Origin of the sequence: Microvirgula sp. AG722 (assembly GCF_003269145.1) — a bacterium.
Taxonomy (GTDB): Bacteria; Pseudomonadota; Gammaproteobacteria; order Burkholderiales; family Aquaspirillaceae; genus Microvirgula; species Microvirgula aerodenitrificans.
The window spans coordinates 36,912-51,624 of record NZ_QLTJ01000009.1; the positions used below are offsets into that span (position 1 = coordinate 36,912).

Annotated in this window: 15 protein-coding genes; 4 read left to right on the forward strand and 11 right to left on the reverse strand. The window is 65.2% G+C overall.

Annotated elements, in window-relative coordinates; genetic code table 11:
* Window positions 1-218 precede the first annotated feature (218 nt).
* On the reverse strand, window positions 219-1,133 hold the full coding sequence (locus DFO50_RS12230) for a hypothetical protein (RefSeq protein WP_036386286.1): 915 nt from the start codon (window positions 1,131-1,133) through the stop codon (window positions 219-221).
* Between the two features lie 135 nt (window positions 1,134-1,268).
* Here DFO50_RS12230 and DFO50_RS18900 point away from each other — a divergent pair, with 135 nt between their 5' ends.
* On the forward strand, window positions 1,269-1,502 hold the full coding sequence (locus DFO50_RS18900; protein WP_146745070.1) for a hypothetical protein: 234 nt from the start codon (window positions 1,269-1,271) through the stop codon (window positions 1,500-1,502).
* A 202-nt stretch (window positions 1,503-1,704) separates the two neighbouring features.
* A complete protein-coding gene (locus DFO50_RS19945) occupies window positions 1,705-2,805 on the forward strand; it encodes a methyl-accepting chemotaxis protein (RefSeq protein WP_028499722.1) in 1,101 nt (366 codons plus the stop codon).
* Window positions 2,806-2,851: 46 nt separating this feature from the next.
* Here DFO50_RS19945 and DFO50_RS12240 read toward each other — a convergent pair whose 3' ends face one another.
* The 9 genes from DFO50_RS12240 to DFO50_RS12280 all read right to left on the reverse strand — a co-directional run bounded on the left by DFO50_RS12240 (window position 2,852) and on the right by DFO50_RS12280 (window position 11,768).
* Complete coding sequence (locus DFO50_RS12240; protein ID WP_028499721.1) at window positions 2,852-3,601, reverse strand: hypothetical protein; 750 nt, start codon at window positions 3,599-3,601, stop codon at window positions 2,852-2,854.
* 115 nt (window positions 3,602-3,716) lie between these two features.
* Window positions 3,717-4,145: a molybdopterin-binding protein gene (locus DFO50_RS12245; RefSeq protein WP_084300151.1), complete on the reverse strand. Its 429-nt coding sequence runs from the start codon at window positions 4,143-4,145 to the stop codon at window positions 3,717-3,719.
* Window positions 4,146-4,207: 62 nt separating this feature from the next.
* Window positions 4,208-5,635, reverse strand: coding sequence for a ModD protein (modD, locus tag DFO50_RS12250; RefSeq protein ID WP_112692598.1), 1,428 nt, complete (start codon window positions 5,633-5,635; stop codon window positions 4,208-4,210).
* 1 nt (window position 5,636) lies between these two features.
* Window positions 5,637-6,437, reverse strand: coding sequence for a class I SAM-dependent methyltransferase (locus tag DFO50_RS12255; protein WP_028499719.1), 801 nt, complete (start codon window positions 6,435-6,437; stop codon window positions 5,637-5,639).
* Window positions 6,434-7,219, reverse strand: coding sequence for an ABC transporter ATP-binding protein (locus DFO50_RS12260; RefSeq protein WP_112692599.1), 786 nt, complete (start codon window positions 7,217-7,219; stop codon window positions 6,434-6,436). Before DFO50_RS12260 ends, DFO50_RS12255 begins: the two co-directional genes overlap by 4 nt.
* The gene (locus tag DFO50_RS12265) at window positions 7,216-8,229 is read right to left on the reverse strand and encodes an iron ABC transporter permease (protein WP_036386282.1); all 1,014 of its coding nucleotides are present in this window, start codon (window positions 8,227-8,229) and stop codon (window positions 7,216-7,218) included. Before DFO50_RS12265 ends, DFO50_RS12260 begins: the two co-directional genes overlap by 4 nt.
* Entirely contained in the window at window positions 8,226-9,251 is a 1,026-nt protein-coding gene (locus tag DFO50_RS12270) for an ABC transporter substrate-binding protein (RefSeq protein WP_112692600.1), read from the reverse strand. The genes DFO50_RS12265 and DFO50_RS12270 overlap by 4 nt, the downstream gene beginning before the upstream one ends.
* Window positions 9,248-9,799, reverse strand: coding sequence for a DUF2478 domain-containing protein (locus tag DFO50_RS12275; RefSeq protein ID WP_169735654.1), 552 nt, complete (start codon window positions 9,797-9,799; stop codon window positions 9,248-9,250). The genes DFO50_RS12270 and DFO50_RS12275 overlap by 4 nt, the downstream gene beginning before the upstream one ends.
* A complete protein-coding gene (locus tag DFO50_RS12280) occupies window positions 9,774-11,768 on the reverse strand; it encodes a TonB-dependent siderophore receptor (protein WP_199489823.1) in 1,995 nt (664 codons plus the stop codon). The genes DFO50_RS12275 and DFO50_RS12280 overlap by 26 nt, the downstream gene beginning before the upstream one ends.
* A gap of 383 nt (window positions 11,769-12,151) precedes the next feature.
* Between DFO50_RS12280 and folE the strand changes: the two genes are divergently transcribed.
* On the forward strand, window positions 12,152-12,862 hold the full coding sequence (gene folE / locus DFO50_RS12285) for a GTP cyclohydrolase I (RefSeq protein WP_051528936.1): 711 nt from the start codon (window positions 12,152-12,154) through the stop codon (window positions 12,860-12,862).
* 11 nt (window positions 12,863-12,873) lie between these two features.
* On the forward strand, window positions 12,874-13,398 hold the full coding sequence (locus DFO50_RS12290; RefSeq protein ID WP_107889913.1) for a hypothetical protein: 525 nt from the start codon (window positions 12,874-12,876) through the stop codon (window positions 13,396-13,398).
* Here the strand turns inward: DFO50_RS12290 and DFO50_RS12295 are convergent.
* Window positions 13,395-14,705, reverse strand: coding sequence for a nitrate/sulfonate/bicarbonate ABC transporter ATP-binding protein (locus DFO50_RS12295; protein ID WP_036386278.1), 1,311 nt, complete (start codon window positions 14,703-14,705; stop codon window positions 13,395-13,397). The genes DFO50_RS12290 and DFO50_RS12295 overlap by 4 nt on opposite strands.
* Window positions 14,706-14,713 lie beyond the last annotated feature (8 nt).

Below are 14,713 nucleotides of genomic sequence, written 5' to 3' on the forward strand. Positions count from 1 at the left end.
CATGTCGCTCTTCCAGCAGGGTAGCCAATGCTTGCTTGCAGATAGGCCCCGGCCAACAGTGTCAACAACCAACTGCACAATGCCGGGCAAGTGGATTAAGCATGCCAGCCAGACCAGAATCCCTTTGTGCATTCATTCCCCATCCGGCAAAGAGATGTGGAGGTTGGCATCATGTACCTCAAAAGATTTAACACCGAATTGAAGCTCTGCACCGATCGTCACTGCACGGGGACAATCGATTGGCTGGGCGTCGGTGATTCACTTAACGCCTTCATCGCCTTCTCTCCTTCGCGTTTGAAGAAGGCTTCTGCGCGCGCCCTGGACTCGCGCAGCGCCTGTCTCACGCGAACTCTCCAGGTTTGGGGTAACGTGACCAGCTTGTACGTTTGGGCTTTTTCCTCATATCCAGTGTTATTTGAGCTTAACCACCATGCATCTGCCGGTTCACCGCATCCCCCTCCCACAGTTACCAGTGACACACCGGCGAATGGTTCCCGGTCGTAACTGGCTATCCCCCAGTAGCTTCCGCCACGATCTTTATCACTATTCCAGTACCCCCCCTGCCACATGAGTTCCTTGCCCGTCTTTGGGTCGGTAAAGGGGGATCGCGGCAGAGGCACCCCGCCCCACAAGCTGGTGCGAGGGCGCATTTCTTGGTTCGCCAATGAACCGATAAACCAGGACGACTTCGCAATGTCAAAGAGAGTATCTACAGGGTTCATTCGATCGTCCCACGGCAGCGGATTGCGTGTCTGGTCGAAATACATGTCCATTTCGCACCGCACTTCATCCGTGCGGCATGCCTTGGGGTTTCCACCCCAGCCGCAGGTCTTGTACGGACGGGGGACCTCGCGAAAAGCCACGGCATCGACGCCCTTGAGCTCTGCCGAAATCCACTCATCAGGCATCTGGAAGCGCCTGGCAAATTCGGCGTTATAGACATACACGTGCGGGTCTGCGTCATGTACCCCTTTGCGGTTGGCAATACGGGAGGCATAACTGGTTTTCTCCGTCGGTGGATCACTCTTTAGATACTCCAACGGGGGCAGTGGGGCTTGTGCAATCGCCATCATGGGCAGCAACACGACGCCCAATATCATGTTGCGTGAGAAAATAGGGTCGTAAATGTTCATGCCGATCTCCGCCACGTTTTATCGTTTACGGTAAACATGTCACTCCCAAAACAATATTGGCCATCCCCGGGATAAAGCCAGACAAGTTCATACAGTGCGGGCAGAGGTGAGGCAGCAAGAACATCAAGCATCTTGATGCTTACCATCATCGGCGGTGCGCAAAGCGATTTCCATCAGACAAATCCGATTTTTCAAACTTCGACCGGATATCCACCAGAAAGCGGTGGGCACGAGGCAGGACAAGGGCTGGGCTCAAGGGGAGGACTGGGCAGTGGCAAAATCCGCATTCCGGGCAGCCGGTCTGCATGGCCGGCTGGCAGTCAGGGCGAGATCGTCGCCGGGCGGGCAGAAAAAACGGCCGGGGGCTGACCGGCCGTTCCTGCTTGCATAACCCTGGAGTGAATCGTCAGCTGGGGGCGACGAACATCTGTAGCGTAAACAGCCTGCCGTTCCCGCGCAATGCGGCTGATGGTCGCAGGGACACACGTGCAGAGAGTTGACGCATTTAAACATGTATTTTATATTCATCTTTAATTGCCACCCTCACCTGCTCCCCGGACGTGGAGCCATCATGCTGTTCTGGAAATACAAACACGCGCTGGCCGAAAGCGCACAGCACAATGCCGCCCTGCAACAGCAACTGGCCCGGGAGCAGGCACGGACCGCCGAACTGGATGCCGAGCGCAGCCGGCTGAGCGACGAAGCCGGTGCCTTGCGCCGACGTCAGGCGACGCTGGATGGCGTGTTCGCCAATTTTGGTCGTTTTGGTGAATCGCTCGGCGGCGTGCGCCAGTCGTTTCTCGGTCTGGCCGGCACCCTGAACGGGGAACGGCAGGCAGCCCGCGAAGCCGCCAGCCAGTCGGACAGCAACCGCCAGGCATTCGAGCGCATCGCCGGCAATCTGCGCGCCATGTTCGAGCGCATGCACGAGGCGTCACGTACCGTCGACGGCCTGCACCAGCGTGCGACCGAGATCGACGGCATCGTCCGCCTGATCAAGGAGGTCGCCGACCAGACCAATCTGCTGGCGCTGAATGCAGCGATCGAGGCGGCGCGCGCCGGCGAGGCCGGCCGGGGTTTTGCCGTGGTGGCCGACGAGGTGCGCAAGCTGGCCGAACGTACCGGCAAGGCCACGGCCGAGATCGCGACCCTGGTTGGCACCATCCAGCAGGAGACCAGTGCCGCCCGCTCGGTGATGGAGCTGGGGGCCGACGATGCCGGCCGCTATTCGACCGACAGCGAAGCGGCCATGCACAGCATGCAGCAACTGATGACGCTGTCGCGCGGCATGGAGCGGGCGGTATCGTCGTCGGCAACGCTGTCCAATGTCGAGCTGGCGAACATTGAAGAGCTGACGCTGAAGCTCGAGGTCTACAAGGTGCTGCTCGGCCTGTCCGATCTGCGTCCGGACGCGTTGCCGGATGAAACCGAATGCCGCCTCGGCCAGTGGTACTACGATGGCGAAGGCCACGAGCGCTTTGCCGGCCTGCCCGGCTACGCCGAGCTGGAAACGCCGCACCGCGCCGTTCACCAGCATGCGCGGCGGGCGATCGAGTGCCACTACGCTGGCGAATGGGATCAGGCGCTGGTCGAATTGCAGGCCATGGAGCAGGCCAACCTGCGGGTCATGGACGGTATCGGCCGCATGCTGGACAAGGTGGCGGTGCACTGAGCCAGCGTCGGCGGGCATCCGGGGGAGCCCGCCGGCAAACAGACCGTTACTGGCCGGTCGTCTGGCGATAGGACCACTGCGTTTTCTGGGTCTGATTCTGGAACTGCATGGCCTTGCCCATCAGATCTTCAATCAGGTCGGCCCAGCGGGTGAAAAAGCCACCGAAGGTGGCGGTTTTGTCGGCACCATCAAAGCTCCAGGTAAAACCGCCGACCGTCACGAACTCGCTTTTCTGCTCGGTTCCCGTCCGGTACATCAGATAGACACGAAAATCGAGGTGGTCGTCAGCGGCAATGTCCGGCCTGTCCTGCAGGAAGACCTGTTTTCCGGCACTGCTGCCGGTTGCCACGATGGTGCCGTTCCTCAGGTTCCCGGCAATGGTCGCGCCACTGAACGGACTGCCGGCGGCAGGCCCGCCGCTTATATATCGGGTCCCGCTGTCCACGCAGTCGGCCGTGTAGTCCAGAATGGTCTTGATCGAGGCCGGATCAAAACTGTCCATGAAATAGATGCAGTTCTGCTTTGCGTCGGCACGGAACAGATTGTCGACAAACCACCCGTTGGCAGGATTCAGCGTTGCCAGCTTGATCGCATCCTCTCCTGTCGTCGAAGGATTCCAGCCAAGCTCATCGGCCGGGTTGCTGACAATGCCCCCGTCTTTTTTCGACAAGCGGCAGATCTGGCACAGCGCATAGTCGATGGCCTGACCGGGAATGCTTTTCGCGCTGGGTGTCAATGCGAAAGCCCCTCTCGGCGAGTTCTGCCACTGAGACGATGCCATCTTGATCACTTCCATGCCATTTCCTTTTCTGTTTCACCATCGGGCATGATGAACAATAGAAATCAATGGAGTGGTATGCAATTGGTATTTGCTGGTGGGCGATATCATGGCCGGTATCGCCCGCCTGCCGTCAGGCTGCTACGCCCAGAATCACGCTGGTTGCCTTGAACAGCGCACTGGCCGGCACGCCGACTGCCAGCCCGAGCGCCTGACTGCTCTCGTTGGTGATGATGGCGGCCACCGCGCCGCCGCCCGGCAGGTCGAGCACCACTTCGGTGTTGACCGCACCGGTCTGCAGTCGCGAGACCGTACCGTGCAGGTGATTGCGGGCCGAGAAGCGGGCGCCCTGCTGGTCGGTCACGATAATGATCGACGATGCCTTGACCAGCGCGAACGCCTCGCCGCCGACGACCAGACCAAGCTGTTCCGTGCTGTCACACGTCACGGTCGCGACAATTTTCTGGCCACCGGCGACCACGAGTTCGATCTCGTCGTTCACCATGCCGGTCTTGATCTGCGACACCTTGCCGACAAACTGGTTGCGCGCACTGGTCTGCATGCCGGGCTCCTGAATTGAGTGATGATCGGGGGTGCGCCGAGTGTAGGCGAAAACCCGGTCGATCACACTCCATCTGCGGCAGGCCAGGGCTCGATCCCGACGCCAATATCAGCCGGTGGCGCGTAATGCAGGCTGCTGGTGACCAGCGCATCGACACCGCAACCCGCATAGTCTGCCGCATTGCCGGCATGGATGCCGCCGGCGGCGATCAGTGCCAGTTCGCCGTCATGGGCGCGCAGCGCGTTGCAGGCGGCACGCAGCGCGTCCGGCGCCAGCTTGTCGAACTGGATGACGCTGGCGCCGGCCGCCAGGGCCTGCCATGCGTCGTCGAGATCATGCGCCTCGATCACCACTTTTTTCTCGCTCAGCGCCCCGCAGACTCGCGCCAGCCGTTCGCGCAGCACGTCCCAGTCATCGAGCAGCGCCCGGTGCTGCGGGAAAACCAGCAGCGTTTCTCCCAGCCCCAGCCGGTGCGGAAACGCCCCGCCGGCAAGTGTGGCCTTCAGCGCCAGCTTGCGCAGCCCCGGCGGATGCTTGCGCGTGGTCAGTACCGCCACGTCCGGGTTCACCGCCCGGACCGCATCGACCATGGCCGCTGTTGCAGTGGCCACGCCGCACGCATATTCGAGCAGGTTCTGTGCCACTTTCCACGCCCGCAGCAGAGCATCGGCGCGGCCGGTCGCACTCAACAGAACCTGGCCGGCCGCCACCCGGCTGCCGCTGGGAACAAAACGCTCGACCCGCCCGCCGCAGCGCTCGACCAGCCGGACCGCCTCCTCGGTGCAGGCCACCACGGTGGCCTGACGCGAGCGAAGCCGCATGCGCGCCGGCCGGGTGCCGATACCGAGCAACTGCGTGGTCAGGTCCAGCAGCGGGGCGTCTTCTCCGATCCAGCTGTCGATCTGCGCCTCGTCGAAAAACACCGCATTGGCGAACTCGCCGCCGGCATGCTCCTGGGGGTGCGGCGCTGCTGCGGCCAGCAGCAAGGACTTCCAGTCCGGCACCCGGGTCAGGCCGGCGGAGAAGGACGGAAAATGGCGCTGGAACAGGGCCGGGACCGATTCGTGCCCGCTCAGGCCAAGGTCGCGCCACAGCTCGCGATGGCCAAGTGCAGCGGCGGCAATGGCCCGGGCCAGCCAGTCGGCGTATTCGGGGTTGAGGCTGTCGGCGCGATGGGCAGACAGCGCGGCCACCAGCTGCCGGTAGCGCTCCGGCACGATCTTGCCAATATCCGCATAGTCGTTGTCGTCCATCCGCTCCAGTGGGCCGATTTCCGGGAAGCAGCGCTCGATCAGCGACAGCAGCGAGGGTTGCGGCAGACCGAGAGTCCAGGCGAACAGCGGCAGTTCGCCGTCCTGTACGTGACGCAGCACGCTGGCCAGGATATGGACAATGTCTGCCGGCACGTCGCCGGCAGCAGTGCTGCCATACGGGGCGGCAGGATGGGTCTGACGATGGTGGCTGACCCAGTTTGAGAGGGGATGTGCCATGTCAGGCTCCCTGGCGCGGACGGCGAACGTCCCAGGAGATCAGCGCCCAGCGGATCGGCTCGATCGCCGCCGTGCCTTCCCGCTGGTACCAGTCCTGCAGCCGTGCGCGTTCGTTGTCGTCCAGCTCGCCGAGCGACCAGGCGACCCGGGCGGCAAAGCTGTCGAAATCCACGGCATCGGCCAGCCGGCTCGGGGTCTCGATATAGTCGATCCGCGGATGAATGCCCATCCGGTGCAGGATATTGACGATATAGATGTAGTCCGGCAGGCAGGGCTGGGTCCGCCCCAGCACCTGCAGCACGGCCGGATCGATAAAGCTGCCGCCGACGATATGGGTCAGGTACACGCGCAGTCGCGCGCTGGCGTCGAGCTTTTTCAGCGCAGCAGCCATGTCGGCGACCAGGGTGGAACGGGAGGCAACCGCGATGTCGCACTGCGGCAGGTCGGACCAGTCATCCTCCCAGGCCCGGTGGATCGCCTCGACATTGTCCAGCCCCAGCTCTGCGGCATTGGCGACCAGCATGTCGAGCATGGCGCGGCTGTAATCGAGCCCGTAGACCCGTTCCAGCCGGTCGGCCAGCGCCAGACCGATGGTGCCCGGTCCGCAACCGATGTCGAGCAGGGTGCGGGCGCCATCCAGGTTCATGCCGGCGATAAAGGCGTCGACATACGGGCCGCGCATGACTTTGCGCTTCATGTCGGCTGCGCGGGCATCCCAGTCGCTGGCGGGCTTGGGCGCGCGCGCGGCAGCGATCAGGTGATCCTGGTACAGGCGGCCGAAATCAATGGCGGCAATGGTCATGGCAATACATTCCTTTCCGGGGACAACAACGGGGACAGGCTCGCGGAGACGGCGCTTTCGCTGACACCGTACAGGGACGCGAGCCGCGCCGGGGTGATCATGGCGGCCGGCGGGCCGTCTGCGATCACCTGGCCGGCATTGAACAGGGCAATGCGATCGGCGACCCGCAGGGCATGCTCGGGCTGATGAGTCGACATCAGCACGGCCATGCCCTGCCCGCGCAGCCGGCCGATATGGTCGAGCACGCGGATCTGGTTGCCGAAATCGAGGCTGGCGGTCGGTTCGTCCATGACCAGCAGTGCCGGCTGCTGGGCCAGCGCGCGGGCGATCAGCACCAGTTGGCGCTCGCCGCCACTGATCGCGGTATAGACACGGTCGTGCAGCGGCAGAATGCCCAGCATGTCCAGACAGTCTGCCGCGATGTCGCGATCCTGCCGCGACGGGGCCGAGAAACGGCCGATTCGGGCCAGGCGCCCCATCAGCACGACCTCCGCGACCGTAAACGGAAACACGCCGGCATGCGCCTGCGGCACATAGCCGACCTGGCGCGCGAAGGCGGCCTGCGACCAGCCGGCCACGGCTTCGCCGCAGACCCGGACCTCGCCGGCCAGTACCGGCAGCAGGCCAAGCAGGGTTCTGAAAAAAGTAGTCTTGCCACTGCCATTCGGACCGAGCAGGCACAGCACCTCACCAGCGGCCAGCGAGAAGGCAATGTCGCGCCCCAGCGGCTGTCGGCCATGGCCGATGGCCAGCGCACGGGTTTCGATCACCGGCGGCGTCATGCCGGCCTCCCGCCCCGGGCCAGCAGGAACAGGAAGAACGGCGCGCCAACCAGTGCGGTCAGTACGCCGAGCGGCAGTTCGATCGGCGCCACGGTACGCGCCAGGGTATCGGTCAACAGCAGGAAAATGGCGCCGAGCAGCAGCGACGCCGGCAGCAGGCGCGAGAAATCCGGGCCGACCAGCAGCCGGGCGATATGCGGAATGACCAGCCCGATCCAGCCGATAATGCCGGTCAGCGACACCGCGGCGGCGGTGGTCAGTGTGGCTGCCGCCACCAGAATCAGCCGCAGTCGGGTCACATTGGCGCCCAGCGCTGAGGCTTCTTCGTCGGAGAAGCCGAGCAGATTGATGCGCCAGCGCAGCAGCGCCATCGGCAGCAGGCCGGCGATGATCAGCGGCGCGGTCAGCAGCAGATCGCCCGCCGTCACTGCATTGAGCCCGCCAAGCAGCCAGAAGGTCATCGACGCCAGCTGGGTATACGGATCGGCCAGCAGTTTCAGCAGCGAAATCCCGGCGCCGAGCAGCGCACCGACCGCAACACCGGCCAGTACCAGCACCAGCACCGGGTCATGGCGGCGCACCAGCCCGGCAATCAGATAGACCGCGCCAACGGCAAGCAGACCGCCGGCAAACGCCAGCCCCTGCACGGCCGACAGCGGCAGGCCGAGAAAAATCCCGAATGCCGCGCCAAGACCGGCGCCGGACGACACACCGAGAATATCCGGCGAGACCAGCGGGTTGCGGAACATGCCCTGGTACGCCGCGCCGGCTGCCGACAGGGCCGCCCCCACCAGCAGGCCGGCAGCGATGCGCGGCAGGCGAATCTGCCAGATCACCGTTTCCACGGCGACCGGCAGGCCGGATGGCGGGCCGCCGAGGCGGGCCACTACCCCGCGCAGCAGTTCGCCCGGAGCGACCGGGAACTTGCCGATGGCGAAGGCTGCAACCAGTGTGGCCAGCAGTGCCGCCAGCGCCACGGTCCAGCCAGTCAGAGGATGGCGCCGGCTCATCCCTCCTCTCCCAGCAGCCGGTCGCGCTGGGTGGCAGTCAGCTCGATGCCGTAGAACAGGCGGTAGAACGCCGACACCGTTGCCGGCAGCGCACGCACCCGGGCCGGCTCGCGATGCAGCCGCGCCAGCAGCCACGGCAGTCCGATCAGGCGATTGACGCCGGGCGGGCCGTCGAGCCAGCCAAACGGCAGCGTCGGCGCGCAGTGCACGCGGCCGTTGCGCACGGCGGACAGCGCACGCCATGCCGGGTCGCGGCGGGCCCGGGCGGCGAAGGCAGGATCCTGAGTCAGGATGACGTCAGGATTCCACGCCAGCACCTGCTCCAGCGACACCCGTGCCAGCCCGCCCTGCCCGGCTGCCGCCGCCACATTGCGCCCGCCGGCGGCAGCGATGATTTCCATGTTCAGCGAGCCGTCCAGCCCGGTTTCCAGCCCGTCGGCGCCCCTGCCGAGATAGACGCCCGGCCGGGCGCTGGCCGGCAGCGCCGCCCTGACTCGCGCGGCCTGCGCCAGCAGCTGCTCCGCATGCGTGGCCAGGGTCTCGCCACGCGTTGCGCGGCCGAGCAGCCGGCCGATCTCGCGCAGTTGCGCCGGCAGTTGCGCGAGGTGGCCTCCGGTCAGCACATACGGCAGGCCGGTCTGCTGCGCGACCTTGCGCGCGGTCGACACATAGGTGGCGTCCAGACTGCCGGCGTCGAGAATCAGGTCCGGCTGCAGCTGCAACAGGGTTTCGACCGGCATGGTCGTGCCGCGCCCGGCCAGTCGGCCGACAAAGGGCAGCGACCTCGCCACCGGCGGCAGCCAGCCCCGCGCTTCGGTGCTGAGCGGCATCGGCCAGCCCAGCAGGGTATCCGGTGCGAGCACGCACGCCAGCACCCCGGCCGGCGCACCGGCGGCGAATACGCGCTTTATCCGGGGCGGCGGACGGCCAAAGACCGTAGCCGTAGCCGGCGCCGACCCGGCTTGAGTCAGGGTCAGCCACGGCGCCAGCGCCAGCCCGAGCAGCAGTTCGCGTCGCTTCACCGCGCGCGCTCCGCCACCCGGGTGAACCAGTCGCGCAGCGCCTCCGCCTGCGGCGGCAGCTCGTCGGCATCATCGCCGGTGAACGCCCGCCACGCGGCCAGGAATCTGGGCGCGACCACGGTCAGCACCGGCACGCCGTCGGCCATCAGCGCCAGCAGCTCGGCGGCAAAGCCACTGCCTTCGGCCTCCAGCACGCCAAAGCGGTTGACGACCACCAGTTCGGGCCGTTCGGCCAGTGCCCGGCGCAGCACGACGCTGGCTGCGGCGATGCCCGCCGGATCCAGGCAGCACGCGGTTGAACCGGGGCCGAGATCCTGCGAGATCGGATAGCTGCAGCCGCTGTCCAGGTCGAGCAGGCTCATGCGCTTGCCGGTCAGTACCGAATAGTCGGCGTCTTTCTGGACCACGCCGCGCACATGGTGCCCACGCTGCAGCAGTTCGCGGGCGAAGGTGTCGAGCAGGCGGTGCGTGCCCTGCTCGTCCTCGCCATGCACGATGGCGGCGACCCGGCGCACGGCGGGTTCAGAAGCGATAGGTGGCATTGGCATACCAGGTCCTTCCGGGCATTGGATAACCATCGGCCAGTTCATACCACTTGTCGCCGATATTGTTCATGCCGAGTTGCAGGCTCATGTCCTTGCGTGGCGTCCATTCGCCGTTGAGACCGAAGGTCGCATACCCGGCAAGGCTGCGGAAGGTCGAGCCATTGGCACCGGCATAGGCGACCTTGCGACCCTGCTCGGCCTCGGCAGTGGCATTGAATACCCACTCGTTGGCCGGCGCCCAGCTGACATGGGCAAACAGGCGGTGGCGCGGGGTATCGGTCGGCAGCGTGGCCGGATCGCTGAGGTTGCGCCGGGCCAGGTAGGTATAGGCCCCGCCGACCGACCAGTTGGCCGGCAGTTGCTGTTCGATCGACAGCTCGACGCCGGCGGTGCGGGCACGACCGACGTTCTGCATCTGCGGACAGGTCTTGCTGTTCTTGCCGCAGGTGCCGGTCGGCGCCGGTACGATCACGCTCTGCATCAGATCCTGGATATGGCTGTAGAACACGGCCAGCTGGCCTCGTCCGCCGTCCCACGGCGTGCCCTTGACCCCGATTTCACCGTGATTGGCGGTTTCCGGCTTCAGGTCCGGGTTCGGCAGTGCCGCCCCCATCCTGGCCGAATAACGGTCCTTGATGGTCGGAAAGCGGGTCTTGTGCGATGCCAGCGCATACAGTTCGCTGCCGCTGTCGTCCAGAATATGGCTCAGTTCGATCAGGCCATTGGTGGCGCTGGTCGACCCGGTCGGCCACTGGTAGACCTCTTTCGCATCACGCCGGTCATGGCTGGCACCGAGCCGCAGGCGCCAGGCCGGGGCCAGTGTCACCGTATCCTCGATCGCCAGCGAGGTGGTCACGTCGCGGTAGTTCTTGGTCGGCGACAGCGGGTTGCTGTCCTGATGCTTGTCTTCCTTGTAGTGCGCGGCCACGCGCAGCTCATGATCGCGCAGCAGATAGCTGGTCAGTTCGACCGAGGCACCGCGCACCCTGTCGTCGTAGTAGCTGGGGAAGTTCCTGTTTACGAGTTCGGTCGAGTACGTGCTGTCGCTGTACGCATACAGACCGTTCTTGTAGCGATCCTCGTACAGCCGGGTCTTGAGAATGTTGTCGCCCAGCCGGGTGTTGCTGATGAAGTACAGACTGTCCTTGTCCCAGTACGGCCAGCGCCAGTAGCGGATGCCGCTGTTCGAGTCACCGGTATAGACCGGGTTGCCCTTTTCCCCGTCCTGGGTCACATAGCCGATCGCATATTCGTCGGTCGCATTCGGGGTAAAGCCGAGCTTGAACGAGGCCCGGGTATCGGTACGGTACGCATTCTCGCGCTTGTCGCCGGTGTCGGTCGGTACCGCCTTGCGGTCCTTGAAGCCATGCGGCAGTGGAAACGAGTTCGCGTCCAGGTAGGACGCGCCAAGCTGCAGATACCAGCTTTCCTGATTGCTGCCGAGGTTGACCGCCACCTTGCTCAGGTCGCCGGAGCCGATGCCGATCCGAATATCCCCTTCCAGCGGCTTGACCGGCTTGCGCGTCACCAGATTGATGGCGCCCCCCAGCGTGTTCGGTCCGTACAGCAGCGAGGCATCGCTCCTGGCGACGCGGATCTCGGCCAGATCGAAAGTGGTGAAACGGCCAAAGTCGACATAGCCGTCGTACGGGACATACAGCGGGATTCCGTCGACAAACACCGGCACCTGACGCGCGTCGAAGCCGCGCACATACACCATGTCCTCATTGCGGCTGTTCTTCGACAGACTGACACCGGGCAGCATGGCCACGGCGTCGGCAACGGTATCGCGGTTCCCGCTCGCCATCTGTGCCGCGCTGACCACCGCTTCCCCGCTGGCCGACGGCGGCACCGGACTGCCGGTGACCACCACGGTACCCAGCTCGAACACCCCGTCTGCCGCCCAGACCGGTGCGGCGGCGAAGGCCGCACTGACCAGCGCCGGCAACCAGCGTCGACGCCAGTCGGGCACGGACGGACTGAGGGTGATCGGGCCCGGCACACGGCGGGGGAACGGAGGTGACGCTGGCGTAATCATTTCGCTCCTGTCTCGCTATATAAAACAATATATAGCGATAGGTAAAAAAATCAGAAACCCGGGCCAGCCCTGACTGGCCTGGCCCATGCGGACGCGAAATATACCCGAATATATTACGCAACCCAATCGGGATGGCCGGAGCCATGATGCATGTCAAGACGGCGGGAGGGGGAAAGCCCGCGGGGTGCGGCCGTGCGTCGTCGTCGCTTCATGGACCGCCCGCCACCGCCGGCCCGGCCCCGGCATTTGTCAACGGCGCGCGCGCGCTTTACCCTGCCTGTGACAAGAAACATCACCACCCAAGGCAAGAATCCAGAATGAGCCCCACCGACATCGAACCCCCGTCTTCCGTCCCGCCCGTTTCACAGCGCATCCGCGCCCGGCTCGAGGCCGCCGGCGTCCGTTTCCACGCCAACGACAATATTGCCGACCATATCGAGCCCGGCGAGCTGGACGCGCTGCAGGCCGAAGTCGCGCAGCAGATGCAGCGCGTGCTGGAAAGCCTGGTGATCGACACCCGCAACGACCACAACACCCGCGACACGGCACGGCGGGTGTCGAAAATGTTCATTCGCGAAGTGTTCCGTGGCCGCTATGTGCCGATCCCGTCCAGCACCGAATTCCCGAATGTCGAGCGGCTGAACGAGCTGATGATCATCGGCCCGATCACCGTGCGCAGTGCCTGCTCGCACCATTTGTGCCCGATCATGGGCCGCGCCTGGGTCGGTGTGCTGCCGAGTGAGCACTCGAACCTGATCGGCCTGTCCAAGTATGTGCGGCTGATCGACTGGATCATGACCCGTCCGCAGATTCAGGAAGAGGCCGTGACCCAGATCGCCGACCTGCTGATGGACAAGCTGCAGCCGGACGGACTGGCCGTGGTGCTGGAGGCCGACCACTTCTGCATGCACTGGCGCGGGGTCAAGGATGACCACGCCAAGATGACCAACAGCGTGATGCGCGGCGCTTTCCTGCGCGATGCCAATCTGCGCCGGGAATTCCTGGCGTTGATGAACAAGGGCGACTGAGCGGAGGACGCATGCCTGTTTCCCTGGACGACGAACGCCTGCGCCGCGACTACGCGACGCGACAGGCCGAAACCGGCGCACCGGTCACCGTGCTGCAGATCGGCGCGGAACAGACGCGGATCGCCAGCGGCCACGGGCCGGTGCCGGACGCGGTGCTGGCGCTGGATATCGGTACGCGGCGCACCGCCGCCGCGCACTTCCGCCATGAGCCGCCGACGGCAGACGAGCTGGAAAACGCCATCATGACGGTGGAGGATGCGCTGGCACCGGCACGTGCGCGGATCGTGGCCGGTTCCGCACTGTTCTGCAGCGATGCGATGGTGCGCGAGCTGGCACAACTGGCCGGCCTGCCCGACCGGCCGGCGGTGTCCCTGTCCCGCGAGGCGATCGAGCGCCTGTTCGACCGGCTGGGTCGGGTGGCGCTCGGACGGCCTGCCGCGCTGGAAGGGCTGCCGGCGCGCAACGATCTGGCCACCACGCTGCTGATCCTGCGCGAGTTCAGCCACCACATGGACTTTGCCGCCGTGAGGATCTAGGCGCGCGGCGCCGGTTCCGTTTCCGGCAGGTTCAGCATGCCGGTGTGGAAGTCGTACTCGTAGGTTTCGCCGTAGCGCCCCCATTCGATGGCGACCTTCAGCACGCGTTCGGCCTCGTCCTCCTTCAGGAACTCTTCCAGCCGCTCCAGGAATGGCTTTTCCGGCAGCGCGCCTGACGGTTCCGCTTCCAGGCTGCGACGGATATGCGCCGCCAGCGGCACATGGGTCAGCAGTTGCTGGCCGAAAATTTCCTGCTTCTGCACCTGGGCCACGGCGGCATAGCGCCGGCCCAGCGCGGTCAGCGTGATGTCGCCGCGCTCGACCTGGGCAAAGCCCAGCAGGCCCAGTGCCTCGCAGGCCGGGAACAGCGCCTCGTCCGGCAGTTCGGCCTCCTCGGCCAGTTGCGGCAGGTCGGCACGGCCATTGAATGGTGCGCCGGCCACCAGTTCCAGCACGCTTTCGATGCGGCCGATATCGGTTTCCGGCAGCCGGTAGCCCAGATGCAGCGTCGGCGACGCCCCCACGGCCGGCCCCTGGGCCGGGCGCATGGTCATCAGCGCATAGACTTCGTCGATCAGCGCCCGGACTTCCTGCGAGTCGGCATTGCGCGGGCGTGGCAGGTCGACGTGAATCTCGCTGCGCACCCGTCCCGGATCGCTGGACAGGATCAGGATGCGGTCGGCCATCATCACCGCCTCCTCGATATTGTGCGACACGATCAGGATGCCCTTGGTCGGAATGCGGCTCTCGTCCCACAGTTCGAGCATATCGTCGCGCAGCGTCTCGCCAGTCAGCACGTCGAGTGCCGAAAACGCTTCATCCATCAGCAGGATGTCGGGGTTGGTGACCAGCGCGCGGGCAATGCCGACCCGCTGCCGCATGCCGCCGGACAGTTCGCGCGGCAGGGCACCGCCGAAGCCGGACAGTCCGATCAGTTCCAGCACCGCGTCGGCGCGCTGCTCGCGTTCGGCCGGCGGCACGCCCTGCGCCTCCAGCCCGAGCTCGACGTTCTGCTGCACGGTCAGCCACGGGAACAGCGCGAACGACTGGAACACCATGGCGATGCCGGCCGCCGGCCCGTAGACCGGCTGGCCGCGATATTCGACCCGCCCCTGGTCGGCCGGCACCAGCCCGGCCATGATGCGCAGCAGCGTCGACTTGCCGGACCCCGACTTGCCGAGCAGCGCGATGATCTCGCCTTCCCGCAGCGTGAAATCGACGTTTTCCAGCACACTGCGCGGCTTGCCGTCGGACGACAGGAAGGATTTGGCTACCTTGCCCAGTTCAATCAATACATTCTGGTTCATCACGATCT

What these genes read in the sequence shown, in the direction of transcription:
- DFO50_RS12230 (WP_036386286.1), bottom strand. Translation starts at nt 1,133, where the DNA reads ATGAACATTTACGACCCTATTTTCTCACGCAACATGATATTGGGCGTC.
- DFO50_RS18900 (WP_146745070.1), top strand. Translation starts at nt 1,269, where the DNA reads ATGCTTACCATCATCGGCGGTGCGCAAAGCGATTTCCATCAGACAAAT.
- DFO50_RS19945 (WP_028499722.1), top strand. Translation starts at nt 1,705, where the DNA reads ATGCTGTTCTGGAAATACAAACACGCGCTGGCCGAAAGCGCACAGCAC.
- DFO50_RS12240 (WP_028499721.1), bottom strand. Translation starts at nt 3,601, where the DNA reads ATGGAAGTGATCAAGATGGCATCGTCTCAGTGGCAGAACTCGCCGAGA.
- DFO50_RS12245 (WP_084300151.1), bottom strand. Translation starts at nt 4,145, where the DNA reads ATGCAGACCAGTGCGCGCAACCAGTTTGTCGGCAAGGTGTCGCAGATC.
- modD (WP_112692598.1), bottom strand. Translation starts at nt 5,635, where the DNA reads ATGGCACATCCCCTCTCAAACTGGGTCAGCCACCATCGTCAGACCCAT.
- DFO50_RS12255 (WP_028499719.1), bottom strand. Translation starts at nt 6,437, where the DNA reads ATGACCATTGCCGCCATTGATTTCGGCCGCCTGTACCAGGATCACCTG.
- DFO50_RS12260 (WP_112692599.1), bottom strand. Translation starts at nt 7,219, where the DNA reads ATGACGCCGCCGGTGATCGAAACCCGTGCGCTGGCCATCGGCCATGGC.
- DFO50_RS12265 (WP_036386282.1), bottom strand. Translation starts at nt 8,229, where the DNA reads ATGAGCCGGCGCCATCCTCTGACTGGCTGGACCGTGGCGCTGGCGGCA.
- DFO50_RS12275 (WP_169735654.1), bottom strand. Translation starts at nt 9,799, where the DNA reads ATGCCAATGCCACCTATCGCTTCTGAACCCGCCGTGCGCCGGGTCGCC.
- folE (WP_051528936.1), top strand. Translation starts at nt 12,152, where the DNA reads ATGAGCCCCACCGACATCGAACCCCCGTCTTCCGTCCCGCCCGTTTCA.
- DFO50_RS12290 (WP_107889913.1), top strand. Translation starts at nt 12,874, where the DNA reads ATGCCTGTTTCCCTGGACGACGAACGCCTGCGCCGCGACTACGCGACG.
- DFO50_RS12295 (WP_036386278.1), bottom strand. Translation starts at nt 14,705, where the DNA reads ATGAACCAGAATGTATTGATTGAACTGGGCAAGGTAGCCAAATCCTTC.